Origin of the sequence: Atopobium sp. BS2, assembly GCF_000565075.1 — a bacterium.
Classification (GTDB): domain Bacteria; phylum Actinomycetota; class Coriobacteriia; order Coriobacteriales; family Atopobiaceae; genus Lancefieldella.
Genome location: NZ_JDFG01000033.1, coordinates 47993 through 74238 on the forward strand (window position 1 = coordinate 47993; position 26246 = coordinate 74238).

Annotated in this window: 24 protein-coding genes; all 24 read left to right on the plus strand. The window is 48.0% G+C overall.

The features are described from left to right. Window position 1: 1 nt before the first annotated feature. On the plus strand, window positions 2-751 hold the full coding sequence (trmD, locus tag HMPREF1492_RS04005) for a tRNA (guanosine(37)-N1)-methyltransferase TrmD (protein ID WP_035436130.1): 750 nt from the start codon (window positions 2-4) through the stop codon (window positions 749-751). Further along, window positions 744-1298: a signal peptidase I gene (gene lepB, locus HMPREF1492_RS04010; protein ID WP_035436134.1), complete on the plus strand. Its 555-nt coding sequence runs from the start codon at window positions 744-746 to the stop codon at window positions 1296-1298. Before trmD ends, lepB begins: the two co-directional genes overlap by 8 nt. Before the next feature lie 33 nt (window positions 1299-1331). Further along, a complete protein-coding gene (locus tag HMPREF1492_RS04015) occupies window positions 1332-2246 on the plus strand; it encodes a glycine--tRNA ligase subunit alpha (protein WP_035436136.1) in 915 nt (304 codons plus the stop codon). After that, on the plus strand, window positions 2247-4334 hold the full coding sequence (glyS, locus tag HMPREF1492_RS04020; RefSeq protein WP_035436138.1) for a glycine--tRNA ligase subunit beta: 2088 nt from the start codon (window positions 2247-2249) through the stop codon (window positions 4332-4334). A gap of 61 nt (window positions 4335-4395) precedes the next feature. Next, complete coding sequence (locus HMPREF1492_RS04025) at window positions 4396-4791, plus strand: kinase/pyrophosphorylase (RefSeq protein ID WP_035431209.1); 396 nt, start codon at window positions 4396-4398, stop codon at window positions 4789-4791. 281 nt (window positions 4792-5072) lie between these two features. Beyond that, a complete protein-coding gene (ppdK, locus tag HMPREF1492_RS04030) occupies window positions 5073-7835 on the plus strand; it encodes a pyruvate, phosphate dikinase (RefSeq protein WP_035436141.1) in 2763 nt (920 codons plus the stop codon). Between the two features lie 114 nt (window positions 7836-7949). Continuing rightward, complete coding sequence (locus HMPREF1492_RS04035) at window positions 7950-9008, plus strand: deoxyguanosinetriphosphate triphosphohydrolase (RefSeq protein ID WP_035436142.1); 1059 nt, start codon at window positions 7950-7952, stop codon at window positions 9006-9008. Between the two features lie 113 nt (window positions 9009-9121). After that, entirely contained in the window at window positions 9122-9463 is a 342-nt protein-coding gene (gene rplS / locus HMPREF1492_RS04040) for a 50S ribosomal protein L19 (RefSeq protein WP_035427471.1), read from the plus strand. A gap of 74 nt (window positions 9464-9537) precedes the next feature. Then, entirely contained in the window at window positions 9538-10311 is a 774-nt protein-coding gene (gene rnhB / locus HMPREF1492_RS04045) for a ribonuclease HII (RefSeq protein WP_035436144.1), read from the plus strand. 212 nt (window positions 10312-10523) lie between these two features. Next, the gene (locus HMPREF1492_RS04050; protein ID WP_035436147.1) at window positions 10524-11042 is read left to right on the plus strand and encodes a YraN family protein; all 519 of its coding nucleotides are present in this window, start codon (window positions 10524-10526) and stop codon (window positions 11040-11042) included. Continuing rightward, on the plus strand, window positions 11039-12535 hold the full coding sequence (locus tag HMPREF1492_RS04055) for a YifB family Mg chelatase-like AAA ATPase (RefSeq protein ID WP_035436149.1): 1497 nt from the start codon (window positions 11039-11041) through the stop codon (window positions 12533-12535). The genes HMPREF1492_RS04050 and HMPREF1492_RS04055 overlap by 4 nt, the downstream gene beginning before the upstream one ends. 2 nt (window positions 12536-12537) lie before the next feature. Then, on the plus strand, window positions 12538-13413 hold the full coding sequence (locus tag HMPREF1492_RS04060; RefSeq protein WP_035436151.1) for a DNA-processing protein DprA: 876 nt from the start codon (window positions 12538-12540) through the stop codon (window positions 13411-13413). A 17-nt stretch (window positions 13414-13430) separates the two neighbouring features. After that, window positions 13431-14765, plus strand: a complete 1335-nt coding sequence (gene trmFO / locus HMPREF1492_RS04065) for a methylenetetrahydrofolate--tRNA-(uracil(54)-C(5))-methyltransferase (FADH(2)-oxidizing) TrmFO (protein ID WP_035436154.1) — start codon at window positions 13431-13433, stop codon at window positions 14763-14765. 1 nt (window position 14766) lies between these two features. Continuing rightward, a complete protein-coding gene (gene xerD / locus HMPREF1492_RS04070; protein ID WP_035436313.1) occupies window positions 14767-15684 on the plus strand; it encodes a site-specific tyrosine recombinase XerD in 918 nt (305 codons plus the stop codon). Between the two features lie 271 nt (window positions 15685-15955). Then, entirely contained in the window at window positions 15956-16696 is a 741-nt protein-coding gene (gene rpsB, locus HMPREF1492_RS04075) for a 30S ribosomal protein S2 (protein WP_035427711.1), read from the plus strand. Window positions 16697-16751: 55 nt separating this feature from the next. Next, window positions 16752-17624: a translation elongation factor Ts gene (tsf, locus tag HMPREF1492_RS04080; RefSeq protein ID WP_035436156.1), complete on the plus strand. Its 873-nt coding sequence runs from the start codon at window positions 16752-16754 to the stop codon at window positions 17622-17624. Window positions 17625-17755: 131 nt separating this feature from the next. Continuing rightward, complete coding sequence (pyrH, locus tag HMPREF1492_RS04085; RefSeq protein ID WP_035436315.1) at window positions 17756-18478, plus strand: UMP kinase; 723 nt, start codon at window positions 17756-17758, stop codon at window positions 18476-18478. Continuing rightward, window positions 18478-19023 carry a ribosome recycling factor gene (gene frr, locus HMPREF1492_RS04090; RefSeq protein WP_035436158.1) on the plus strand — a complete coding sequence of 182 codons (546 nt, stop codon included), beginning with the start codon at window positions 18478-18480 and terminating at the stop codon, window positions 19021-19023. The genes pyrH and frr overlap by 1 nt, the downstream gene beginning before the upstream one ends. Continuing rightward, the gene (gene uppS, locus HMPREF1492_RS04095) at window positions 19024-19803 is read left to right on the plus strand and encodes an undecaprenyl pyrophosphate synthase (RefSeq protein ID WP_035436161.1); all 780 of its coding nucleotides are present in this window, start codon (window positions 19024-19026) and stop codon (window positions 19801-19803) included. After that, window positions 19803-20831 (plus strand): phosphatidate cytidylyltransferase, encoded by a 1029-nt coding sequence (locus HMPREF1492_RS04100; protein ID WP_232215614.1) that lies wholly within the window; start codon window positions 19803-19805, stop codon window positions 20829-20831. Before uppS ends, HMPREF1492_RS04100 begins: the two co-directional genes overlap by 1 nt. A gap of 3 nt (window positions 20832-20834) precedes the next feature. Beyond that, window positions 20835-22022 carry a 1-deoxy-D-xylulose-5-phosphate reductoisomerase gene (gene dxr / locus HMPREF1492_RS04105; RefSeq protein WP_051479394.1) on the plus strand — a complete coding sequence of 396 codons (1188 nt, stop codon included), beginning with the start codon at window positions 20835-20837 and terminating at the stop codon, window positions 22020-22022. A gap of 7 nt (window positions 22023-22029) precedes the next feature. Then, window positions 22030-23394, plus strand: coding sequence for a M50 family metallopeptidase (locus HMPREF1492_RS04110; RefSeq protein WP_035436164.1), 1365 nt, complete (start codon window positions 22030-22032; stop codon window positions 23392-23394). Between the two features lie 8 nt (window positions 23395-23402). Further along, window positions 23403-24476: a flavodoxin-dependent (E)-4-hydroxy-3-methylbut-2-enyl-diphosphate synthase gene (gene ispG, locus HMPREF1492_RS04115; protein WP_035436167.1), complete on the plus strand. Its 1074-nt coding sequence runs from the start codon at window positions 23403-23405 to the stop codon at window positions 24474-24476. Window positions 24477-24528: 52 nt separating this feature from the next. Next, complete coding sequence (locus HMPREF1492_RS04120; protein ID WP_035436320.1) at window positions 24529-26232, plus strand: proline--tRNA ligase; 1704 nt, start codon at window positions 24529-24531, stop codon at window positions 26230-26232. Window positions 26233-26246: the final 14 nt, after the last annotated feature.

A 26246-nucleotide genomic window follows, 5' to 3' on the forward strand; every position in this document is an offset into this window, starting at 1 on the left:
CATGCGTCTAGAAACGCTCTCAGTATTTCCTGAGGTTTTCTCGCCCTATTTAAATGCTTCTATTATGGGCAGAGCTCAAAAGGCAAATATTTTTGAGTTCTATGCGCATGACTTGCGTGACTGGACGCATGATAGGCATCGTACGGTAGATGATGCTCCTTTTGGTGGTGGACAAGGCATGCTTATGAAGCCTGCTCCTATCTTTGAGGCAGTTCGTGAGATTTCTGATCAGGCGGAACCTAAGCCCCACGTGGTGTTTTTCTCGCCAGTTGGTAGGCCGTATTCCCAGGCTATCGCCCAAGAGTTTGCTCAAAAAGAACGCATTCTGTTTGTTTGTGGTCGCTATGAGGGCATGGACGAGCGCGTCTACGAGCTGGCAGATGACGTTATTTCTCTGGGAGATTACGTGCTGACGGGCGGAGAGCTTCCTGCGCTTACCGTGATTGACTCGGTTGTGCGCTTGCTTCCTGGTGCGCTTGGCGATGAGATGAGCTCACAGGATGAGTCATTCTCCGACGATGGCCTTCTTGAGTATGCTCAGTACACGCGTCCAGCAAATTTTGAGGGGCGAGAAGTTCCGTCTGTGCTTCTTTCAGGAGACCACGGAGCGGTAGCAGTCTGGAGACGACAATCTGCACTTGCTCGCACTCGTGCGTGGCGTCCAGACCTCTTAGAGAGCGCTCAACTCACTGAGAAGGACAGAGTGTATTTAGCAGAGCTTGATCAGCAATCTGGTGATGACGATGAGTAGTGGACATTCCAAAGTTCTTGAAATTTTTGAATACCTGGTAATTGTTGCAGTTGCTGTTGCGCTGGCATTTTTTATTAGAACGTTTGTGGCTGAGGTATATGAGGTCCCAACAGGGTCCATGCTCAATACCATCCAGCTGGGGGATCGTTTGGTAGGAGAGAAGCTTACCTATCGTTTTGGCGGTACTCCGCAAGCAGGTGATGTAGTTACTTTCACCAGTCCTCAGAATCCCGATACGCTTTTAGTTAAGCGCGTCATTGCTACAGCAGGTCAAACGGTAGATTTGCGCGACGGTGCTGTATATGTTGACGGTCAGCTTATGGACGAGCCTTACACTGAAGGCAAGCCAACCTATTCTCTTGCGGATCGCACGGGTGCCGTAATTCAGAATTATCCGTATACTGTTCCTGCAGGTCATATTTTTGTTATGGGGGATAACAGAACAAACTCGCTGGATTCCAGATATTTTGGAGCTGTTGCGGTTTCTACCGTGACATCTAAGGCAATGTTTATTTTCTGGCCCTTTGACCATGCTCGCGGGCTATAGTACTTACGGCGGACATTTGAGAGAAAGAACATCATGAGCGCAACACCACTTACGTTTCAAGATATGATTTTGACCCTTGAACACTATTGGGCAGAAAAAGGTTGCACGGTCATGCAGCCATATGACTCTGAGGTAGGTGCCGGTACCTTCCACACCGCAACTATCCTGCGCTCACTTGGCCCTGATGCCTGGCGTACCTGCTATCCACAACCTTGTCGTCGTCCTGCTGATGGACGCTATGGCGAGAACCCCAACCGTTTGCAGCATTACTATCAGTTCCAGGTCTTGCTCAAGCCATCTCCTGCAGATTCTCAAGACCTTTATCTTGGCTCACTTGCCGCTATTGGCCTTGATCCAAAAGACCACGACGTTCGCTTTGTTGAGGACGACTGGGAGAGTCCAACGCTTGGTGCTTGGGGTCTTGGCTGGGAGGTCTGGCTTAACGGCATGGAGGTTACTCAGTTCACGTACTTCCAGCAGGTAGGCGGTATTGAGGTAGACCCAGTTCCTGTTGAGATTACCTATGGTCTTGAGCGTATTGCTATGTATGCTCAGGGTGTAGATTCCGTCTATGACCTGGCGTGGAGTTACCTGCCAGATGGCACGCCAATGACGTACGGCCAGGTATTTTTGGAGAACGAGCGTGAGTTCTCAACTTACAACTTTGAGGTAGCCAACATTGAGCTTATGCGCGAGAAGTTTGACGAGTATGAGGCAGAGTGCCACAGCTGCCTTGAGCGCAAGCTTCCACTACCTGCGTATGACTGCGTTATGAAGTGCAGTCATGCATTCAACCTGCTTGACTCTCGTGGTGCTCTTTCTGCTGTTGAGAGAGCTAACTATATTCTTCGCGTTCGCACCGTTGCTAAGGCATGCTGCGAATCGTATTTGGAGGAGGTTGCTTCTAAGAAAGCACCTGCAGCAACTACTCAGGAGGAGGTGGCTTAAATGGCTGAGGTTAGAGACTTCCTTTTTGAGATTGGTTCTGAAGAGATGCCTTCTGCTCCATTGCAGAAAGCTATTGCTCAGTTCAATAAGCTTGTAGTTTCCGGACTTAAAGACTCTGGTTTGTCATTTGGAGAAGTTAAGATCCTCTCGACACCTCGTCGTTTAACTGCCTATGTAAAGGACGTTGCTGAGGCTACAGAAGAGATTTCCGAGGTCAAGCGTGGTCCTAAGGCAGAGATTGCTTTTGATGCAGAGGGTAATCCAACCAAGGCTGCTGAGGGATTTGCTCGCAAGTGCGGCGTGAGCGCTGATGCATTGACTCGTCGTGTAGATACTGACGGTCATGAGTATGTCTTTGCAGAGCTCAATATTCCTTCAGTTCCTGCTACAAAGATTCTCTCTGAGCTGGCAACTTCTTGGATTTCTGCACTTGATTGGCCTCGTAGTCAGCGCTGGGGTTCTTTCCATGAGCGCTACGTTCGTCCTGTTCGCTGGCTGTGCGCTCTCTTTGGTTCTGAGATTGTTCCTGTTACATACGCTGATGTAACGAGCTCAAACACCACCCAGGGCCATCGTGTTCTTGGACCTGGTTACCATGAGGTTGCAAGTCCAGCAGACTATAAGCAGGTACTTAAAGATGCTGGTGTTCTGCTTCAGGAGCAGAGAAAAGACGTTATTCTCGCCGGTATCAAAGAGGTAGAAGCAGCTCGTCCGGGCTCTCACGTTGATATGCCAGAGAAGGTCTTTGAGGAGGTCATTAACCTAACTGAGTGGCCTCAGGTTCTTGTGGGTACCTTTGACGAGGAATTTCTTAACGTTCCTTCAGAGATTATTACTGAGTCCATGCTTTCTAATCAGCGCTATTTCCCAATCTATGACGCTGAGGGTAAGCTAACTCGCGAGTTTATTGTGGTTTCTAATGCAGATCCATCTTGCGCTGAGCGCGTCATTGACGGCAACGAGCGCGTTGTTCGTGCTCGCCTCGACGACGCTAAGTTCTTCTTTGAGGAGGACTTGAAGCATACGCTTGATGAGTTTGCCCAGCGTCTAGAGACTGTTGTTTTCCAGGAGAAGCTTGGTACGGTTCTGCAGAAGACTCAGCGTATGGAGGCTCTTGCTGCAGAGATTGCGCTTGACGAGACTTCCAGCAAGGAAGAGGCTGAACTTGCTGCTCGCGCCGCTCATCTTGCTAAGGCAGACCTTGTCAGCCAGGCAGTTGTCGAGTTCACCAGCCAGCAGGGCGTTATGGGTGGATACTACGCAGAGGCAGCTGGCGAGAAGAGCGATGTAGCTGCAGCTATTCGCGAGCACTATCGTCCTCGTTTTGCCGGCGACGAGCTCCCAAGTGGCCAGATTGGTCGCTTTGTAGCTATTGCTGACAAGCTTGATACCATCTGCGGCATCTTTGCTATCAACGAGCCTCCAACCGGCTCTTCCGATCCTTACGCTGTTCGTCGTGCAGCTATTGGCGTTATTGCACTGGTTCGCTCAACGGCAAACCTTGACCTCAAGAAGCTTATTGCAAGCTCTCTGGAGCTTTACCGCCAGCAGGGTCTTGCTGTTGACGAGTCTGTTCAGTCTCAGGTTGAGCAGTACTTTATTGGCCGCCTTGCTTCTATTGCTAAGGACGAGAAGATCTCTGCAGATGCTATTGAGGCTGTCAGTGCAATTGGCGTTATCAATCCTGATGAGTTCCTTCAGCGTGCTCGCGCACTTGATGAGGCGCGTCAGAACGAGCCTGAGCTCTTTGAGGATCTTGCTACTGCTTATGCACGTGCAGCTCACCTCAGTGATGTTTCTCTTGGCGTAGAAGTTGATACAGAGCTTCTCACTGAGCCAGAGATGTCATTGCTCGCTGCTTGCGAAGAGGGCCAGGAGCAAGTGGCTGCTGCTCTTGCTGGTGCAGACTATGCTGCTGCTGTTTCTGCGCTGTCTCAGCTGCGTGAGCCAATTGATATTTTCTTTGACAAAGTACTTGTCATGGATGAAAATGATACCGTTCGCCGAAATCGTTTACGTCTTTTGAACAAATTTGCCCAGGTATTTAGTAATGTCGCCGATATTAGTGTGCTTTCTCGCAAGAAGTAGGGTACGCTTAGACTGATAAATGTTTGTATCTTTCTGAATTCTTGACTGAAAGGGTTACAGCATGAGCACACTTGATATTGACAACAACTCTCTTGGTGATGGTCTGCCTATCGTCTACGTTTTGTCAGACTCTCGTGGAGAGACCGGTGCCGCAGTAGTTAAGGCTGCTGCTGCTCAGTTTGGCGATGAATCCGTAGAGATTGTAAGGGTTCCAAACATTCATAGCGTTGATGATGTTCGTGCATACTTCAACGAGCATGAAGATGAGAATCGCCCTCGTGCAGTCTTCCACACCTTTGCAGATGGCTCTCTCAGAAGAGAGATTCGTCGTGAGCTTGATCAGCGCCTCATCCCATCAATCGATCTTCTGGGACCAGCGGTAAACGTTATTTCTACGCTTACTGGCGAAGAGCCAAGTCACGCAATTGGCGCCTTCTTTGAGGGAGTTACTCGCTAAGAGAGTGCTGACGCCTCAAAATATCAAAAAGTAAAATGAGTATCCATTTTGGGTGCTCATTTTCTTTATGGAGAATTTCACAATTTGCAATCATAAGTTTACAAATAATTCTGTGAACGGTCGATATTGACCGCTCACCGTTATTTTGTTCAGATGAATCGCGTAGGTTGGTAACATACTATGAATGTGAGGACAGAACCAACTTTGTTTGGTTTGTTGTCTTTACGTTCAATCGTGTTGGTGCACGCTTTGCGTGTGACAGTTTGAGAGTTTGGAGTGTTATGTCCGAGAAGCACGTTTACAGCTTCGGAAAGGACCACGCCGGTAACGATGTTACTGAGGTCGCTGGCGCATCCGTAGAAGAGGCAAAGTGGATTGTTGGTGGCAAGGGCGCAAACCTTGCAGAGATGTCTAAGATTGGCCTGCCTGTACCTCCAGGATTCTCAATTACTTGCCAAACTTGCGTTGCTTATTCCAACAACGGCAACGTCTGGCCTGAGGGCGTCACTGATGAGATTGACGCAGCTATGGCTACCCTTGAGGAGCGCATGGGCAAGAAGCTCGGCGATGCAGAAGATCCACTGCTTGTCTCCGTCCGTTCTGGTGCACCATTCTCCATGCCTGGCATGATGGACACTGTTCTTAACCTTGGTCTTAACGATGAGTCCGTTCAGGGCCTCATTAAGCAGACTGGTAACGAGCGCTTTGCTTGGGACTCTTACCGTCGTTTTGTTCAGATGTTCTCTGGCGTTGTTATGGGCGTTTCTGGACAGCTCTTTGAGGATGCAATTGCTGCTAAGAAGGCCGAGAAGGGCGTTAAGCTTGATACAGAGCTGGACGCAAATGACCTTCGTGACCTTGTAACTTGGTTCAAGGGTATCTTTGCTGCAAACGTTGACGTTAAGGAGCACCCAGAGGTCTCCAAGAACGGCTACGCTGTCTTCCCATCTGATCCTTACCTCCAGCTCCGCCTTGCTGAGCAGGCAGTCTTTGGTTCTTGGATGAACGACCGCGCAATCCTTTACCGTAAGCAGAACAAGATTCCTGATGAGCTTGGTACTGCAGTTAACGTTCAGGTCATGGTCTTTGGTAACAAGGGTGAGACTTCTGCAACTGGTGTTGCATTTACTCGTAACCCTGCAGACGGTACCAACGAGCGCTACGGTGACTTCCTGATTAACGCTCAGGGCGAGGACGTTGTTGCTGGTATTCGTAACACTGAGCCTATTGCAGACCTTGTTAAGGTTCCTGCACTCAAGGAGGCAGGCGAGGAGCTCTTCCACGTCTTTGAGATTCTTGAGGACCACTACGCAGACATGATGGACATCGAGTTCACCATTGAGAATGGTAAGCTCTGGATGCTTCAGACTCGTGTTGGTAAGCGTACTGCTCTCTCTGCACTCAAGGTTGCAATTCAGATGTACGAAGAGGGTCGTATTACCAAGGAGCAGGCTGTTTCTCGTGTAGCTCCTGAGCAGCTCGATCAGCTTCTGCACCCACAGTTTGATCCTAACGCTGAGTATGAGACCATTGCTAAGGGTCTTAACGCTTCTCCTGGTGCAGCTGTTGGTGCTGCAGTCTTCTCTTCTGCAGACGCTGAGGCTTTTGCAGAGGCAGGCAAGCCTTGTATTCTTGTCCGTTGGGAGACCACTCCAGATGACCTTCACGGCATGGTTGCTGCAGAGGGCATCCTAACTTCCCACGGCGGCAAGACCAGCCACGCAGCTGTTATTGCTCGGGGTATGGGCGCTCCTTGCGTCTGCGGTGTTGATACACTTCGCATTGACGCTGCTAACAAGCGCTTCACCGTTGCTGATTCCGGCCTTGTTGTTAACGAGGGCGATGTTATCTCCATCGACGGTACCACTGGTGACGTCATCCTTGGTGCTGTTGAGCTTGTTCAGCCAGAGCTCTCTGGTGACCTCCAGACCATCCTTGCATGGGCAGATGAGGTCCGCCTTGACGAGTCCCGTGGTCGCGTCATTGGCGTACGTGCAAACGCTGATAACCCAGCAGATGCTCAGACTTCCGTTGATAACGGTGCAGAGGCAATTGGTCTTGACCGTACTGAGCACATGTTCCTTGGTGAGCGTAAGCACCTCATTCAGGACTTCATCCTTGCAGACTCTGAGGACGTTAAGCAGCTTGCTATTGAGCAGCTCGGTCGTGCTCAGAAGGGCGACTTCCTTGGTATGTTCAAGGTAATGGACGGCAAAGACGTTGTTGTCCGTCTTCTTGACCCACCACTGCACGAGTTCCTTGATTCCCCACGTGAGCTTGACGTTGAGATTGCTCGTGATGAGGAGCAGGGTAAGGACACCGCTGCAAAGCGTGCTCTTCTCGCTAAGTTTGATGCCTTCCAGGAGGCAAACCCAATGCTCGGCCTTCGTGGCTGCCGCCTTGGTCTTGTCTACCCAGAGCTCAACGTTATGCAGGTCCGCGCTATCGCAAGCGCAGCTGCAGAGCTTAAGCGCGTTGGTCTTGACCCTCGTCCAGAGATTATGGTTCCTCTGGTTGGCTTCGAAGAGGAGCTCATCCAGGTCCGTGAAGAGGTTGAGCAGACCATCAAGCAGGTTGCTGACGAGTACGGTGTTGAGCTCAACATCCCAGTTGGTACCATGATCGAGCTCCCACGTGCAGCTATCATGTCTGAGGAGATTGCTAAGCACGCAGACTTCTTCTCCTTCGGTACTAACGACCTCACCCAGACCTGCCTTGGCTTCTCTCGTGATGACGTTGAGTCCGCATTCATGCCTCTCTACCTTGAGCGCAAGATTGTTAAGACCAACCCATTTGCAACTCTTGATAAGGGCGTCGCAGAGCTTGTCCGCATGGGTGTTGAGGGTGGCCGTAAGGGTAATCCAAACCTCACCATTGGTGTCTGCGGTGAGACCGGTGGCGATCCAGAGTCCATCCACATGTACTACAACCTTGGTCTTGACTATGTCTCCTGCTCACCATACCGCGTGCCAATCGCACGTCTTGCTGCAGCACAGGCTAAGATTCAGGCTAACGGTGGTCCACAGAAGATTGCTACCAAGTAGGTTTTTTTCTAGACACACTGCAACAAACTCTAGAGGGCGGCTTCGGTCGCCCTCTTTTGCTAGATAGCAATAACCTGCTATTATGTGATAAAAATGCAGGTACAAGGAGGTTCTATGTTATCCATTCAACGAGAAGATCTTGAAGCTCGTGAGCATCAAATCTTATCTCCTGAGGCGGCTTTTTCTGATCAAAGCAAAGGTCGCGCGATAGCAGAGGAGCCTGACCAGTACCGTACGTGTTATCAGTGTGATAGAGACCGCATTCTGCATAGCAAGAGTTTCAGAAGACTTGCTCACAAGACACAGGTTTTTCTCGCCCCAGAAGGAGACCACTATAGAACCCGTCTTATTCATACGCTTGAGGTTTCGCAGATTGCGCGCTCAATCGCAAGGCCTTTGGGATTAAACGAAGACCTTACTGAGGCAATTGCACTTGGACATGATTTAGGTCATACACCATTTGGTCATATTGGCGAGAAGGCGCTTTCGCATGCCATTAGTCTGTATAGGGGAATGGACCCTGACGTCCCAGAAAATGACCGTATTTTTGCTCATAATCAGCAAAGTGCTCGTATTGTCGAGTATCTGGAGAAAGACGGCCAGGGTCTTAATCTTTCTCATGAGGTCATTGATGGTATTAGATGTCACTCAGGCAACCTACGTGCAGAAACAGCAGAAGGAAGAATTGTTGCCATATCGGACCGTATTGCCTATGTAACACATGATATTGATGACGCAAAACGAGCAGGGCTTCTTTCGGAGGAGTATCTCCCAACTGAAGCTCGAGAGGTTCTTGGCAATAGCTCTCCTGAGCGCATTGAAAACATGGTTCACGATATTGTCTCTGAGAGCTCTCGCGTAGGCGATATTAAAATGACCGACTCCATGTGGGGCGCCATGATGACCATGAGAGCTTTCTTGTTTGCTAATCTGTATGCGTCAGGGGATGCAAAATATGAAGAGCCTAAGGCGTATGACCTTATCATCGAGCTGTTCGATTATTTTGTAAATCATTTAGATGAGGTTCCTGCAGAATACAAGTGTCATGATTTTGATCATCCAGAGATTCAAGTAGCAGATTATGTGTCTGGAATGACCGACAGATACGCTACAAGAGTGTTTGAAGATCTTCGCCTGCCTCGTTCCTGGGGTAAAAGGAGATATGTAAAGTAAGTTTTATCCAAACTAACCCTTGTACAGTGGAAAGTATTCACGTATACTTTCCGTCTGTGTGTTAACTATGTGTCGTTCGCAAGGGCGTCGGCACCTCTAGAGATGAGGAAACAATGGACTACATTCGCGCTATTGAGCGTCAGCAGATCCGCGAGGACATTCCTGAGGTCCGCGTTGGTGACAACGTAAAGGTTCACTATCGCATTGTCGAGGGTGACCGTACTCGTGAGCAGGTCTTCCAGGGTGACATCATTCGTCTTTCCGGCGAGGGCTCCCGTGAAACTTTTACCGTTCGTAAGATCAGCTTTGGCATTGGTGTTGAGCGTACGTTCCCACTTCACTCACCAAAGATTGCTAAGCTTGAGGTTCTTCGCCACGGTGTTGTTCACCGCGCTAAGCTCTACTTCCTGCGCGATCGTGTTGGTAAGGCTGCTCGTCTTCGCGAGAAGCGCTAATCAACTTCATATGCTCTTTAAAGCCGCCTCCGGGCGGCTTTTTTAGTACCATAATCGTGTGGTTTGGAGAAAACATGGCTGATTCTGCTAAAGATATACTTGCTCGTTTAAGCGATGCCCCAGAGACTGAGGTATACGAACTCATAGCTCGTTATAGCGAGGACCCCCGTAAACAGGTTATCAAGGCTCTAGAATCAGCTAAAAAGCGCATTGAAAAAGAACATGCCGAGAAGACCCGTGTAGAAGAAATGTATCGCTTTCAGAAGGAGCTTTCTGGGGGCGGACTTGTTGTTGGTGTTGATGAAGTGGGCAGAGGTTCTGTAGCTGGCCCTTTAACGGTTTGTGCGGTATGTTTGCCAGAGGATCCTATCATCTATGGACTAAACGATTCCAAAAAATTAACCGCAACAAAGCGAGAGATTCTAGCGGCACAAATTCAAGAAGTTGCTACAGCAATTGGCATTGCTCATATTGCTCCTCAAAGAATTGATGAAGTTGGTATGGCTCAGTGCTTAAGAGACGCTATGCTTCAGGCTGTCAAAAACACAGGTATTGAGCCTGACTGCGTCTTGATTGATGGAAATCCTATGCATATCCACCCCAAAGAGAAGACTCTTGTTAAGGGCGATGCGCGCATTGCTTCTATTGCTGCCGCTTCAATTGTGGCAAAGGTAACAAGAGATGCTCTTATGGTGGCCTATGACGAGGAGTACCCCGGCTATCACCTGGCAGAATGTAAAGGATATGCCTCTGCTGAACACATTGAAGCTATTGGTGAGATGGGACTTTCTCCTATACATCGTGCGTCGTTTTGTGGAAACTTTGTTAAGACGCAAAGATTGTTTTAATACATCCAATTTAAGCAATCAGATTAACTTTCAGACGCAAACAGGGACCCGTTCATTCTAAGAGGATTGAACGGGCTTTTTCTATAGCCGCAAGCCTGTAATATCAAATTTTTTACTTTCGTCAGAATCATTACGCTGTTTAGACAGACAGCAGCCAAGTTAGTGTCAAAGTGCTCCTGCAAACTGAACTCTCCCACTATGAAAGGAGAGTTATGAGCAAGAAAGACACAAGCAAGTATCCAGGTTCTTTGCCTAATGAGGTAGAGGAGAAACCCTCACCACAGGAGGAGCCAAAAGATCAGGACAAGGTTTCTGAAGAGGATGACGCACAAGAGGGAAGAATTCCGCTAGAAGAGATGTCTTCTCGCCAAATTGGCGAGAAAGGCGAGGAGATTGCAGCAAAATACCTCATCAAAAGAGGATACAAAATTATCCAAACTAACTGGACGTGTCAGATTGGTGAGGTTGATATTGTTGCTCAAGATGGCGATAACGTTGTGCTTGTTGAGGTAAAGACAAGACGCATCTTGAACAAAGATGACAGCATCATGCCTGAACTTGCGGTAAATAAAGCAAAGCAGGAAAAATACAGGACGCTTGCGCTTATGTATGCAGCTCTTCATCCAGCGCTCACCTCAATTAGATTTGATGTTGTTGCCATCAATTTGGTAGCTCCAAGTACGGCAAGCTTGAGGCATTTAATTGGAGCTTTTAGCTGGGATGAGCAATGAGCCAAGCAACCATTTGCGTTCATACAGCTACTCTAAGAGGTATTGAGGCAATTCCCGTAGACGTTGAAGTGGGTATTTCAGGTGGCATACCAGGAATTACTATCGTGGGTATGCCCGACAGTTCCATTATGGAATCGCGCTCTCGAGTGCGCTGCTCACTAAAAGCTGCCGGATTTACCATTCCTCGATTGCTAGTAACAATCAATTTGACGCCTGCGGATATAAAGAAGACAGGCACTGGATTTGATTTGCCCATAGCTGTTGCTATTCTTGCAGCTACAGGACAGATTCCTCGAGAGATTGTGCACAACAGGTTATTTGTTGGAGAGCTTTCATTAAACGGAAAGATCTCTTCTGTCAGAGGTATGGCAGCGTATGCAATGCTTGCTAAGAAACTGGGAATGAAACTAATCTCCTCTTCAGATTGCAATTTGTTTGGTTCTGACTGGAGTCACGTCATAGGAATTCAATCGCTGCTAAATTTGAGCTTAAGAGATCCATCATTTTGTAAGCCTTTAACTCAGCGCCAGCACAAACTAGAAAACACGACTCTAAACGATAGCTTAGATTTTGAAGAGGTTATCGATCAAGAGCTAGTCAAAAGAGCAATCATAATTGCAGCTACTGGAAACCTAGGCATGCTCATGATTGGTCCGCCCGGTGCAGGCAAAACTATGCTCGCTAAAAGAATTCCAACTATCCTCCCAGAGCTCTCTAAAGAAGAACGAGATGAGGTATTACTCATACATTCTGTAGCGGGGTGTGAAACAGATTCTATTCAAGCAGGTGTAAGACCCTTTAGATCTCCACATCACTCGGCTTCTGTAGCAGGCATGATCGGTGGAGGTAGACCTGTTATTCCAGGTGAGATTTCCCTTGCTCATAAAGGTGTGCTCTTTCTAGATGAGCTGCCTGAGTTCGCTTCTAATACATTGCAAGTTTTACGTCAGCCTATTGAAGATGGATACGTTCGTCTTGCGCGAGTGGATGGCATCTATAAGTTTCCTTCTCAGTTCCAGCTCATTGCTGCAGCCAATCCTTGTCCCTGTGGTTACTTTGGAGACAAAACGCACACTTGCAAGTGCTCTCCAGGAAAGATTTCTACCTATCAGTCAAAAATTGGAGGTCCTTTGATGGATCGAATAGATATTGTGTGTGATGTAGCTCGTCCTTCTTCTGATCGAGTTATTCAAGGAGAGCTAGGACTTACTTCAGCAGGCATGCGCTCTCTTGTTATCTCTGGTAGAGATTTTGCCTCTTGGCGAGAAACCCGTGAAGTGGAAAGTACTTCTCGTCAAAAGTACGTGGAGAGTTTTGACGAATCAGCGTTGCAACTATTGCATAGATTTGCTCGAGGACTTCATTTAGGAGGTAGAGCAATAACGCGTACTTGCAGAGTTGCGCGGACAATCGCAGATATTGCTCACCATGAAAAGGTGACAAAAGACGACGTATCTGAGGCTGTAGCTTATAGGTCTCGTTCTTTGGAGTAGTAATGGAGAAATGGGAGATTTCATCAGAAGATGAGGATTATCCAAAAGAGCTGCTATTGCTCAATCATCCTCCCGAAGTGATATACGGAATGGGAGATAGAAGTGTTTTGCAAGCACCTTGTATGTCGGTAATTGGAGCTCGTAGAGCCACTCCATACGGAATGGCAATTGCAGAAATGGCTGGTAGATGTGCTGCCGATAACAATATTGTGGTGGTATCTGGAGGAGCGCTTGGCTGCGACTATACGGCGGGCATGGCTTCGCTTAGTGCTGGCGGAAAAACCGTTGTAGTAGCAGGCTGTGGCGCTGATGTGACGTATCCGACTACATCGCTAGATCTTTTTGAAGCAGCTCGAGAAGGAAGGGGAGCGGTTATATCTTTAGATAGGTGGGGGACACCGCCTAGGCGCTTTGCGTTTCCCAGGAGAAATGCAGTAATTGCTGCATTAGGCAAAGTGCTTCTGGTAACGGAAGCAGGACTTTGCTCGGGCACCATGAGCACTGCCGAATTTGCTAACTCACTTGGTAAAACTATTTATGCAATACCTGGATCTATCTTTTCTCCAGCTTCTGCTGGCACTAATAGACTAATTGCTGAAGGTGCTCAAATTATTCCTGACGAGACATCATTGGGCCTTGCAATTTCTTTAGATTTTGATTGTTTGGTTCAAGAACAAATGAAGCATGATAAGAAGTTAACACCGCTTTTATCTGCTCTTATAGCTTCTCCTTCAAGACCAGAAGAGCTTGCATGGAGGTTGTCAGAAAACGTTCTTACTGTGCTTAATTCTCTAACTGATTATGAAGCTCGTGGAATGGTAAAAAGATTACCGGATGGAAGGTATACTCCTTCTAAAGACTTTTATTTGGACTCGTAGTGTGTGATAGGTGAAAAATGACGCAAAAAGTTACGGTAGTAGGCGCTGGTTTAGCTGGAAGTGAATGTGCCTTACAGCTTGCTTCTCGTGGTATTTCTGTAGAGCTCATTGAGCAGCGTCCTGTTGTGTCTTCTCCAGCGCATCACACAGACATGTTTGCTGAACTGGTATGCTCCAACTCTTTGAAATCTACTAAAGAAGACTCTGCAGCTGGAATTTTAAAGTCAGAGCTTAAGAAGATGAACAGTTTTCTGCTTCGTATAGCAGAAGAAAACTCTGTTCCTGCAGGTGGCGCGCTTGCGGTAAATAGGGAAGAGTTTTCAAAAGCAGTAACTGAGCAGATTAAAAATCACCCCAACATCTCTGTGACTCATGCAGAGGTTACAGAGCTTACTGAAGAGCCAACAGTTATCGCTGCAGGCCCTCTGTGTTCTGATAGCTTGTACCAGGCTATTTCTAAGCGTGTGGGAACTGACAGAATGTCGTTTTTTGACGCAGCAGCACCTATTGTCTCTGAAGAGTCAATCGACCGCTCAATTGCATTCTCCCAGTCTCGTTATGAGGATTTAGGAATTGGCGATTACCTTAATTGCCCTATGAATAAAGAGGAATACGACACATTTGTAGAGGAGTTACTGTCTGCTAAACGTGTTATCGGACACGATTTTGAGCAATCCGATTTGTTCCAGGCATGTCAGCCAATTGAGGAAGTGGCAAGAACAGGACATGATTCAATTAGATTTGGAGCGCTAAAACCTGTTGGACTTATTGATCCCAGAACAGGTAAACGTCCCTGGGCGGCAGTTCAGCTTCGTGCAGAAAATACAGCTAAAACAGCATTTAACCTGGTTGGTTTTCAGACAAACCTTACCTGGGGAGAGCAAAAACGCGTATTTACGCTCATCCCAGGCTTGGAGAATGCTGAGTTTGTTCGCTATGGCGTCATGCATAGAAACTCTTTTGTTGATTCTCCTCATGCGCTTGATAGGTCATTTGGAATTCCAGGCACTTCTACTATTCTTGCAGGTCAAATTACAGGTACAGAAGGCTATGTTGAGGCGATTGCCTCAGGTTTGCTTGCAGCGCTTAACATGTACGCTCGTCTGTTAGGCAAAGAGGAAGTCAAGCTTCCTTTAACAACCTCGTTTGGCTCTCTTGTGGGATATGCAACAAATCCAAATACCAAAGATTACCAGCCTATGCATGTTAACTTTGGAATTTTTGAGCCATTGGACGAGCACATTAAAAGAAAAGATGAGCGCCGCAAGAAGATGGCGGAGCGCGCTCATAAAGATTTTGATGAGTATCTTGCCTCTCGCCACGAACTCTTTGATAGTGTAAAGCGTGATTAATGTGGGTATTTCTAAAGTGCAGGTAAGTCACGTTGAACAATTTATTGAGTATTTAAGCAAGGTGAGGAATCTTTCTGAGAATACTTTAAGGTCATATCAAACTGATCTTTTGGCATTTGAGCAGTGGTGCAGTAGGGAAGGCGTTGAGGTAACTAAGGTTGATCACAGAAACCTTCGTTTGTATTTGGCTTACCTCAAACAAGCTCAATATTCAGCTAAAACGCTTAATAGGCACTTGTCTGCATTACGCGGTTTTTACAAGTGGATGCAGCGAGAAAAACTGATTGCAACTGATCCCGCTCTTGCACTTAGTAATCCTCGAGCGCCACGTAATCTTCCACATACCATGACTGACTCTGATGTAAGCAGACTTTTGGAATCATGTGATATTTCAACTGCGGTAGGGCTTAGAGATAGAGCATTTCTTGAGTTTTTGTATGCAACAGGAGCTCGTATTTCTGAGGTGGCGTCTCTCAAGCTTGAGCAGATTGATTTACAAAATGGAACAGTACGTCTCTTTGGCAAGGGTTCTAAAGAGCGAATTGTTCCGTTATATGAGTCTGCAGTTGAGTGGCTTAAGAAGTACCTTAGGTCTTCTCGCCCTACGCTCTTGTTAAAAGACAAATCAGGGCGTGCACATTCAGCTCTCTTTATTTCTGTCAGAGGAAATGACATGAGCGCTGACTCTTTGCGCAAGGTTTTTTCGTCGTATCTAACGGCTGCAGGACTAGACAGCTCACTTTCTCCACATGCAATGAGGCATACGTACGCCACGGAGCTTCTTGGCGGTGGAGCAGATCTTCGTGTTGTGCAGGAACTTTTAGGCCATGAGTCGCTCTCAACTACGCAGGTTTATACACATTTGTCAGTTGATAGGCTTAAAGAAGCGGCAAAGGCAGCTCATCCAAGATCAAAATAAGCTGAGCGTTGTTGCGAAATATCTTGCGCAAAGAAGTTTGATGCATTTACGCAGTATTTGTAGAGGTTATGGTCTAAATTCTTTATAGACGTAGCCCTTGTTTTCCTGCTATACTTTCAAAAGTTGTGTAGAAGCACAACATGCTGTTACCAAACAGCACAAAATCGCACGTACGACTACTTGTTTGCCGTGGTGCCTAACGCTAAGCCAGGTGTTGGGTGGTTTTAACAAGGTTTGAACTCGTACGGAGGAACAACCAATGGAGGTAAAAATGGCTGCAAAGATTACTATTCAGACTCTTCTGGATGCTGGTTGCCACTATGGTCACCAGACTCGTCGTTGGAACCCTAAGATGAAGCCATACATCTTTGGTGAGCGCAACGGCATTTACATTCTTGACCTTAAGCAGACCATGCTTGGCGCAGACGCTGCTTACACTTTCCTGAAGAATGTTGCATCTAAGGGTGGCCGCGTTCTCTTCGTCGGCACCAAGAAGCAGGCTCAGGAGCCAATTGCTACTGAGGCAGCTCGTGCAAACATGCCTTACATCAACCAGCGTTGGCTTGGCGGTATGCTCACCAACTTTGTCACCATGCGTTCCCGCATCAAGCGCCTTGAGGAGCTTGAGGCAATGGTAGAGGATGGCCGTATGGCAACTCTTCCTAAGAAGGAGCAGGCTCTTAAGAACAAGGAGCTTCTGAAGCTTCAGCTTAACCTCGGTGGCGTCCGTGATATGACTTCTCTTCCACAGGCTCTCTTTGTTGTTGATTCCAAGCGTGAAGAGAACGCAATCCGTGAGGCAAACCGTCTTCACATTCCAGTTGTCTCCCTGCTTGACACCAACTCTGATCCAGATGTTGTTGATTACGGCATTCCTGCAAATGACGATGCTATTCGTTCCATTTCTCTTATGTGCCAGCTTGCTGCAGACGCAATTCTTGCAGGTAGCGGCAAGGAGCAGATTTCTGCTGAAGAGATGGGCGCTGAGTCCGAGACCCCAGCTGCTGAGTAACTCTTAGCAACGGGTTAAATAATTTAGTTATTCAGTAGATTTTTGGGAGGAAAACATGGCAGAGATTACCGCAGCACTTGTTAAGCAGCTTCGTGATATGACCAGCTCTCCTATGATGGAGTGCAAGAAGGCACTCGTCGAGGCTGAGGGCGATATTGAGAAGGCAGTAGATATTCTTCGTACTATGGGCGTTGCTAAGGCAGTTAAGCGTGCTGGCCGCGACACCAACGAGGGCACCATTGCTACCTTCATCAGCCCAGACGGCAAGACTGGCGCAATTCTTGAGCTTTCCTGCGAGACTGACTTTGTTGGTACTAACCCACAGTTCACCGGCTTTGCTGGCGATCTTGCTGCAGTTGTTGTTGAGAGCAACCCAGCTGACGTTGAGGAGCTCAAGACTGCTAAGCTTGGCGACGAGACCGTTGACGAGGCAATCACCGATAAGATCCACAACATCGGCGAGAACATGCGTGTTCTTCGTTTCCAGCGTGTTGAGGCTGCAAACGGTGCACTTGCTAGCTACATCCACCTTGGTGGCAAGCTTGCTGACATTGTTACCTTTGAGTTCAATAAGCCAGAGACCGCCGAGTCTCAGGACTTCAAGAACTTTGCACACGACGTTGCAATGCAGGTAGCTGCAGCTGCTCCAGTTGCTGCTCGCCGTGAGGATGTTCCACAGGACATCGTTGATCACGAGCTCTCCATTTACAAGGCACAGGCTGCTGAGTCCGGCAAGCCTGAGGCTATTCAGGAGAAGATGGCTTATGGTCGTCTCGAGAAGTACTACAAGGAGTATGTCCTTACTGAGCAGGCATTTGTTAAGGACCCAGATATGACCATTTCTGAGTACGCAAAGCTGCTCTCCAAGAAGGTTGACGACGAGGTTAAGATTGTCAGCTTCGTACGTTTTGCTTTTGGTGAAGAGTAAGACTTTTTACTTCAATTATTTTGAGCCGGTTGTCTTCAACCGGCTCTTTTTTTAACGCGATTCCTGCAAAACTTACGGTGTCGTTTGTTAAAATTGTTACAACTATGGCAAACGGAGAGAGCGAGGAAGCTTTGTCTTCAGCTAAATACAAAAGAGTACTTCTAAAGCTTTCTGGTGAAGCATTGATGGGTGAGCAATCCTTTGGTATTGACCCTTCAATTCCAGAAATGCTTGCTAAAGAAATCAAGCCTGTTTGGGAGTCTGGCGTTCAGGTTGCCATTGTTGTTGGCGGCGGAAACATCTTTAGAGGTGTTTCTCAGGCAGCAGCTGGCATGGATCGTGCCCAGGGTGACAACATGGGCATGCTTGCAACTGTAATCAACGCTCTCTCGCTGCAGGATTGTTTTGAGCGCAACGGCATGGATTGCCGTGTTATGAGCGCAATTTCCATGGCCCAGGTTGCAGAGCCTTATATTCGTCGTCGTGCTATTAGACACCTTGAGAAGGGCCGTATTGTTATCTTTGCGGCAGGTACTGGTAACCCTTACTTCACCACTGATACTGCTGCAGCTCTTCGTGCTTGCGAGATTGGTGCCGAGGCACTGATGAAGGCAACAAAGGTTGATGGCATTTACGACTGTGACCCTGTTACTCATGCAGATGCAGTTAAGTATGACACCGTCACTTACAAAGATGTTCTCGCCAAAGAGCTTAAGGTTATGGACGCTGCAGCAATTGCGCTGTGCAAAGACAATAAGATGCCAATTCTTGTATTTGACATGCAGTCTGAAGGCGTTTTCATGAAGGCAATTTCCGGAGAAGAAGTCGGTACTACTGTCGTTGAGGAGGACTAATGAGCGTTCATTCTGATAAAGCTAAGCAGTCTATGAAGAAGTGCATCGAGGCGCTTAAGAATAACTTTGGTCGTGTTCGTACTGGTCGCGCAAATCCACATGCGCTTGATCACATCAAGGTAGACTACTATGGCCAGCCAACCCCAATTTCCCAGCTTGCAGCTATCAAGGTTCCTGAGGCATCTATGCTGCTTGTTGAGCCATGGGATAAGACCGCTCTTAAGAGCATCGAGAAGGCCATTGAGACTTCTGACCTTGGTATTACTCCATCTAATGATGGCTCTGCTATCAGGCTTCCTTTCCCAATGCCAACCGAGGAGCGCCGTCGTGAGCTTGCTAAAGAGTGCTCTCAGATTGCTGAGGAAGCTCGCGTAGCTGTTCGTAACGTCCGTCGTGACGTTAATGGCAAGATTGAGCGCGATGAGGAGCTGTCTGAGGACGATCAGAAGCGCGAGAAGAACGGTATTCAGAAGCTGACCGATACCTATATTGCACAGATTGAGTCTCTGCTTAAGACCAAGACTTCAGAAATCATGGAGATTTAAGTGCAGTTTAATACAGACAAGCTCGTCCAGTATTTCTCTGACGCACCAGAAGATATCAGTCTTTCTGATATCAATTTAGAAACTATTCCGTCTCACGTTTCCATCATTATGGATGGAAACGGTAGATGGGCTACGGCTCGTGGACTTGACAGAACCGAAGGTCATAAGGCCGGTGTTCTTTCTTTGCGCGAGGCTGTTACTACAAGCGTGCGCCTTGGATTGGACGTTCTGTCAGTTTATGCGTTCTCCACAGAAAACTGGAAACGTCCTCAGCGTGAGGTTGACTTGCTCATGCGTCTGTTTGCAGAGACGCTTCTTAAAGAGCTTCCACTATTCCACCAAGAGAACGTTAAGCTGCGTTTCTTTGGTGACCTTGAGGCTTTGCCAGAGAAGACCCGCAAGACCTTCCAGCGCGGACTTGATGAGACTGCGCAAAACACTGGTATGACGTTTGCGCTGGCTGTTAACTATGGCTCTCGTGCAGAGCTAACTAGGGCAGCTGTTTTTCTCGCTCATCAAATTGCTGAGGGCACCGTGTCTGCTGACTCGGTGACTCCAGCAGATTTTGAGAAGAATCTCTATACGGCAGGTCTTCCTGATCCAGACCTGTTGATTCGTACGTCAGGAGAGCTGAGGCTTTCTAACTATTTGCTCTGGCAGCTGGCTTACTCGGAGCTGTATGTCACGCAAACTTACTGGCCTGACTTCTCTAAGTGGGATTTTTTGCGCGCCATTAAGGACTATCAGGGTCGCGAAAGGCGATTCGGAGGAGTGAAATAGTGGTGGACAATACGCGCGATTCCAGAAGGCCTACCTCTAGGATTCCTGCTGATACTCAGCCTAATCCTGAAGAAACAGGTAGCGTTGGAATTGATAGACAGATTGAAAAGCTGGAGATTCGTCGCTCACTTAAAGAGCTGCAACGATCCGCTGGTAACCTTATGGGTCAGCGAGTTCGCGGCGTTACCGAGAAGCTTTTGACAAGAACTCTGTCTGGCGTAGTTTACGCAGCTATTGTGCTTGCTGCACTGTTTGTTGGCAAAGAAGCCACTATTGTTTTGATTGCTGGCATGGCATGGCTCTGCTGCTCTGAGTTCTTCCATATTTGCCGCATGGGCGGACGTATGCCAAACGAGCCGCTTGGCCTTGTCTTCTCGCTTGTTTTTCCCATAATTGCGTACTTTGGTCACGTCTTTCCGCTGGTATTTTCTCTGCTTTTGATTATTCTTTGCGGACTTTGGTATGTTTTAACACCGCGAGCAAACCTTGCAGACGTGGCAGTTACGGCCTTTGGACCACTGTATACCTCGCTTTCACTTTCAACGGTAGTGCTTCTAAGGTCCACAGAGCCTAGTTTTTCTATTCCTTGGATTACGCTTGCTGTCATGCTCTCTGTGTGGGCTAACGATTCATTTGCGTACTTGTTTGGATCTAAATTTGGCAAACATAAACTGGCGCCAAGAATCTCTCCAAATAAGAGTTGGGAAGGCTTCTTTGGTGGCCTTCTTGGATCAATGCTGGTGTGGTTCTTGATTGCTGCGTTTGGCGCAATTAATATGAATCCACTGTTTGCGCTGCTTTTTGGCGTAACAGAAGGCATCTTCTCTGTTGTTGGAGACCTCTTTGAGTCTCGTATTAAGCGAGGCGTAGGACTTAAAGACTCTGGTTCAATTATGCCTGGCCATGGTGGCCTGCTTGATAGAACCGATTCGATGATTTTTGGAACTATGGCGGCGTTTCTTCTCTTCCAGCTTGCCGTGCTCTTTAGCCAGGTCAAGCTTCCTATTGCGCTGCCGTTTGGAGCATAGGTTTTGAGCATTTTTGAAGATACCGCGCCTCGTGCTGTAAGGCATGAGCCTCTGCGTGTTGCTGTCCTTGGAGCTTCGGGTTCTGTGGGCATGCAGACGCTTGATGTATGCCGTCATTTCCCGCAAAAGGTGGAGGTTGCTGCCCTTGCGGTGAGGTCGTCGGTTGAGTTTGCCGTGAAGGCAGCAAATGAGTTCAACTGCAAATACGTTGCTTTTGCCGATGCAAGTGTCAAGGGCAATGCTCTTCTCGACAGCTTGCCTCAAGGCTGCAAAGCAAGCTTTGGCCCTGAGGCCGTTCAGGCGCTCGCTGAGCTGGATGAGGTTGACTGTGTAGTCAACGCAGTGGTAGGAGAGGCTGGCATTTACGCTGGTCTGGCCGCTGTGAAGGCTGGCAAAGTGCTGGCTTACGCTAACAAGGAGTCAATTGTTGTTGGCGGAGACCTTCTGATGCCTCTGGTTAAGCCCGGTCAGCTCATCCCTGTTGATTCTGAGCACAGTGCCATCTTCCAGTGCCTTATTGGCGAGAACCCCGCTGATATCCAGAGGATTTGGCTTACCTGCTCTGGTGGTCCGTTCTTCGGATATTCTCGCGAGCAGCTCAAACACGTTTCGGCCGACGACGCCTTGGCACATCCAACTTGGAAGATGGGCGCCAAGATTACCATCGACTGTGCAACGCTCATGAATAAGGGCCTTGAGCTCATTGAGGCTCATCACCTCTTTGATACTCCAATGGATAAGCTTGAAGTGTTGGTACATCGTCAGAGTCGCATTCACTCTATGGTTGAGTTTGTTGACGGCTCTGTTAAAGCGCAGCTCGGAGCCTCTGATATGAGGCTGCCTATCCAATTTGCGCTGAGCTATCCACATCGTTGGCCAGCAATTGCTCAGCCGGTTGAGTGGCAAGAAACCGCTCCTCTTACAGGCGATTATGCTGACGAGAAGACCTTTGGATGCCTGGCTCTTGCTCGTCATGCAGGAACTGTTGGCGGAACGCTTCCTTGCATTATGAATGCAGCTAATGAAGTTGCTAACCATGCATTTAGACGAGGAAGATGTTCATTTCTTGATATTGAGCGCATTGTTGCAGAGACTATGAATGCCTCTGAAGTTCAAAGGGTAGAAGACCTTCAACAATTGACGCTTGTAGACGCAGAGGCACGAGCTTTAGCCCGTTCTTTTGTGGGATAGGAATTTTGTGAATTTGTTAGCTATTCTTTCACCAATTTTTTGGGGACTCTTGGTCCTCTCGCTCCTTGTATTTGTTCACGAGGCTGGTCATTACGGTATGGCTCGCCTGTGTGGCGTCCGTGTAACTGAGTTTTTCTTGGGCATGCCGTTCAAGTACAAGCTTTCTCATAAGAGCAAAAAATACGGTACTGAGGTTGGCGTGACTCCACTTCTTTTTGGTGGCTATACGCGCATCTGCGGTATGGAAGGCGAGCTAGATGAACTGCTTCCACAAGCTTTGATGAGCGTTCAAGAAGCAGGTTCACTTGAGGTTGGTGCTCTTGCAGCAAAACTTAACTGTGAGGATGAGCGTGCCTACAATCTGCTGTACACCCTTGCAGATTGGGGCTCCATTGAGCTTGTCAAAGAGTCAGATGAGCTATCGCACACCACGTTTCAGACGCTTGCGAGAGATGCTGAGCTTCGCTGTGAGTATGATCGCGGTCACAACTTTGAGCTTGAAGGCTCTACAGCAGCAGGGGAGCCTCGTGTTCCACAGGTGTCCGCTGATGATTTCTTTGCTCAAGAAAAGGCACATACCTATGTTGGTGTAAATGTTCCCAAGCGCCTGCTCATGATTTTGGGCGGACCCTTGGTCAACATTGCGCTTGCTTTTGTGCTGGTAGTTGGCTCATTGATGTTTGTTGGCACTCCTGCTGTTCAAAATAAGGCTCAGCTTGGATCCGTTGAATCTGGCTCTATTGCTGCTATTTCAGGCCTTACTGCCGGAGACACTATTCTTACCTTTAACAAGGTAGAGGTACATACCTGGGAAGACCTTACTGCTGCTATCAAAGATGCAATGTCCAATGGAGGCAAGGATATCCCTGTCACGTATGAGCGCAATGGCATTCAGCTTGAAACTACCATTAAGCCAGTTTTGCGTCCTGACGATAAAATCATTGGCGTGACACCTGTCATGACCACCTATCACTTCTCGTTTATTGACGCATCAGCTGCAGCTGTATCGTATGCCGCGCAGGTTGGTCAGTTTGCGCTCAGACTGCTCATCCCAACGCAGACCATGGAAGTTCTCAATCAGTCGTCTTCTGTTGTAGGAATTTCTGTAATGGCATCAGAAGCTGCTGCAGAGGGTTTCTCGACTCTTATTATGCTGGTAGCAGCTATTTCCATGTCACTTGGATTCATGAATCTTTTACCTATTCCACCTCTTGACGGTGGAAAGATTCTGATTGAGGCAATTCAGGTGATTATCAGAAAGCCTCTGTCTATCAAGGTTCAAAACATTTTGTCTTACATTGGACTGGCGTTTTTCCTGTTTGTCTTTGTTGTTGCACTGAGAAACGATATTCTTCATTTACTTTTTAGGTAGCTGATTTTATGTCTGAGATTGCTCGCACAAAAACTCATCCCGTTATGGTTGGATCTGTCCAGGTTGGCGGCGGCGCTCCCGTTTCCGTTCAATCTATGTGCACCACTAAAACAGATGATCCAGATGCAACGCTCCTTCAGATTAAGGGGCTTGCTGAGGCAGGATGCGAGATTATCCGTGTGGCAATTCCTGATGCAAAGGCCTTGGATGGCTTTGAAGAGATTTGCAAATACTCGCCACTTCCTGTTGTTGCCGATATTCACTTTGACTATAAGCTGGCGCTTGAAGCTGCAAAGCGAGGTGCGGCAGCTCTTCGTATTAACCCAGGAAACATTGGCTCTATGGAGCGTGTTGATGCTGTCATTGAGGCAGCTAAAGAGGCACATATTCCCATTAGAATTGGCGTTAACGCAGGCTCTCTTGCTAAAGAATTTGATACAAGACAAGATATGACCCTTGTCGAGAAACTCGTGGCGTCGTCAAAGTCATTTGTAGAGCATTTTTCTTCTCGCGGTTTTGACGACATTGTCTTGTCTGCAAAAGCTCACGATGTTCCCACTACACTTGCGGTATATCGAGCGCTTTCCAAGGAGCTTCCACAGATTCCTCTGCATGTAGGCGTTACAGAAGCCGGTGCGTTAAGGCAGGGAACGGTAAAGAATGCTGCTGCGGTGGGCATTTTGCTTGAGAGCGGTATTGGCGATACCATGCGCCTTTCTTTGACGGCCGATCCCGTAGAAGAAGTCCACGTAGCGTGGGAGCTTCTTGCAGCCCTTGGTATGCGTCGCATTAAGCCAGAACTGGTGAGTTGTCCCACCTGTGGCAGGTGTGGCGTTGATATGATTCCTATTGCAGAGGAAGTTACCAAACGCCTGGATGGCGTTCGTGCTCCAATTTCTGTAGCAGTCATGGGATGTGTTGTTAATGGACCTGGTGAGGCTAGGGGCGTTGACCTTGGTGTAGCCTGTGGCAAAGGTCAAGCAGTGTTGTTTGAAAACGGCAATCCTATTAGAAAAGTTCCTGAAGATAAGATTGTTGATGAGTTATTCGCCGAAATCGAGAATCGTTTTGGCAAAAAATAAGTAAACTATACGTATTACTTCATATTGAAAGGAAACTACCTTGAAGCACTGGATGCGCATGTCTTCTTTGTATGCACCAACACTCAAAGAAGACCCAGCTGAGGCTGTACTTGCAAGTCACCGCCTGCTCCTTCGTGCTGGCATGATCAGAAAGACCGCTGCGGGTCTTTACTCTTATCTACCACTTGCATGGCGCTCTCTTTTAAAGATTGAGGCCATCATTCGCGATGAGATGGACGGTATTGGTGCTCAGGAGATTCTTGTTCCTATTATGACCCCTGCTGAGCTCTGGGAAGAGTCTGGTCGTTGGGATGTCTATGGTGATGAGCTCATGCGTATGCACGACCGTCATGATCGTCAGTTTGCTCTTGGCCCAACTCACGAGGAAACCTTCACAGACCTTATAAGAAACGAGCTCAAGAGCTATAAGCAGCTTCCTGTAACGCTCTATCAGATTCAGGATAAGTTCCGTGACGAGCGTCGTCCACGTTTTGGTCTTATGCGCGGCCGTGAGTTCATTATGAAAGATGGCTATTCCTTCTCGGCAAATCAAGAGTCGCTGCAAGAGTGCTATGACCAGGAGAAGGTTGCTTACCAGAACGTTTGTGATCGCACACGTCTTAAGGCTCTGCAGGTAGTTGCAGACTCTGGTCAGATTGGTGGAGACACCTCTGTTGAGTTTATGGCGCTGGCAGACGCTGGCGAGGCAAGCCTAGTCTATTGCGATTGCGGCTATGCTGCAGATACTGAGGCAGCTGCAGCAAAGATCAACGTAGAAGAGCGTGAGTCTGGCAAGATGTGTGAGATTCACACTCCTGGTATTGGCTCCATTGATGATGTTGCTGAGTTCCTTCACGTTTCACCAGCAGCAACTCGCAAGGCTCTTGCACTTGTTGACGGAAACGGTAAGCCAGTTGTGTGCTTTGTTCCAGGTACTCATGAGCTTAATGAGGTTAAAGCTGAGCACGTCTTTGGTGACTATCACATGATGACCGATGAAGAGCTTGAGGAGTATGGTCTCATCAAGGGCTTCATCGGACCTGTTGGTCTACCTGAGGGCATCCGCGTTGTTGGAGATCTCTCTCTTGAGGATACTCAGTGGTGGCTCTGTGGCGCTAACAAGGCAGACTATCACCTTGATCACGTTGAGCTTGGCCGTGACTTTGAGATTAACGAGTGGAAAGACCTTGTCACTTCTCAGGAGGGCGATATTTGTCCTGAGTGCGGTCTTCCTCTTCATGCTGCTCGCGGTATTGAGGTTGGCCAGGTCTTCCAGCTTGGCACCAAGTACTCTTCGGCACTTAATGCAACCTTCACCGATGAAAACGGTGAGGATAAGCCTCTTGTTATGGGCTGCTATGGAATTGGCGTTTCCAGACTGCTTGCTGCTGTTGTTGAGCAATACAATGACGAGAAGGGCATCAAGTGGCCAGTCTCTGTTGCTCCTTATGAGGTTTCTGTTCTTTGTCTCTCCGATAAAGACCCAGAGATTTGGGATGCAGCAGGTGCAGTAGCTGACGCTTGCGTTGCTGCTGGACTTGAGACTGTTGTTGATGACCGTGCAGAGCGCCCTGGCGTTAAATTTGCTGATGCAGACCTTATCGGCTTCCCATGGCAGGTAATTGTGGGCAAGAAGGGTGTTGCAAATGGCATTGCAGAAGTCAAAGAGCGCGCTACCGGCGAGCGCTTTGAGGTTGCCCTTGATGAAGTTGGCTCTTGGCTGGCCGAGAAGATCCTTCCAGAGCGCGAGCTTTAAAAAAAGAGCGCCTG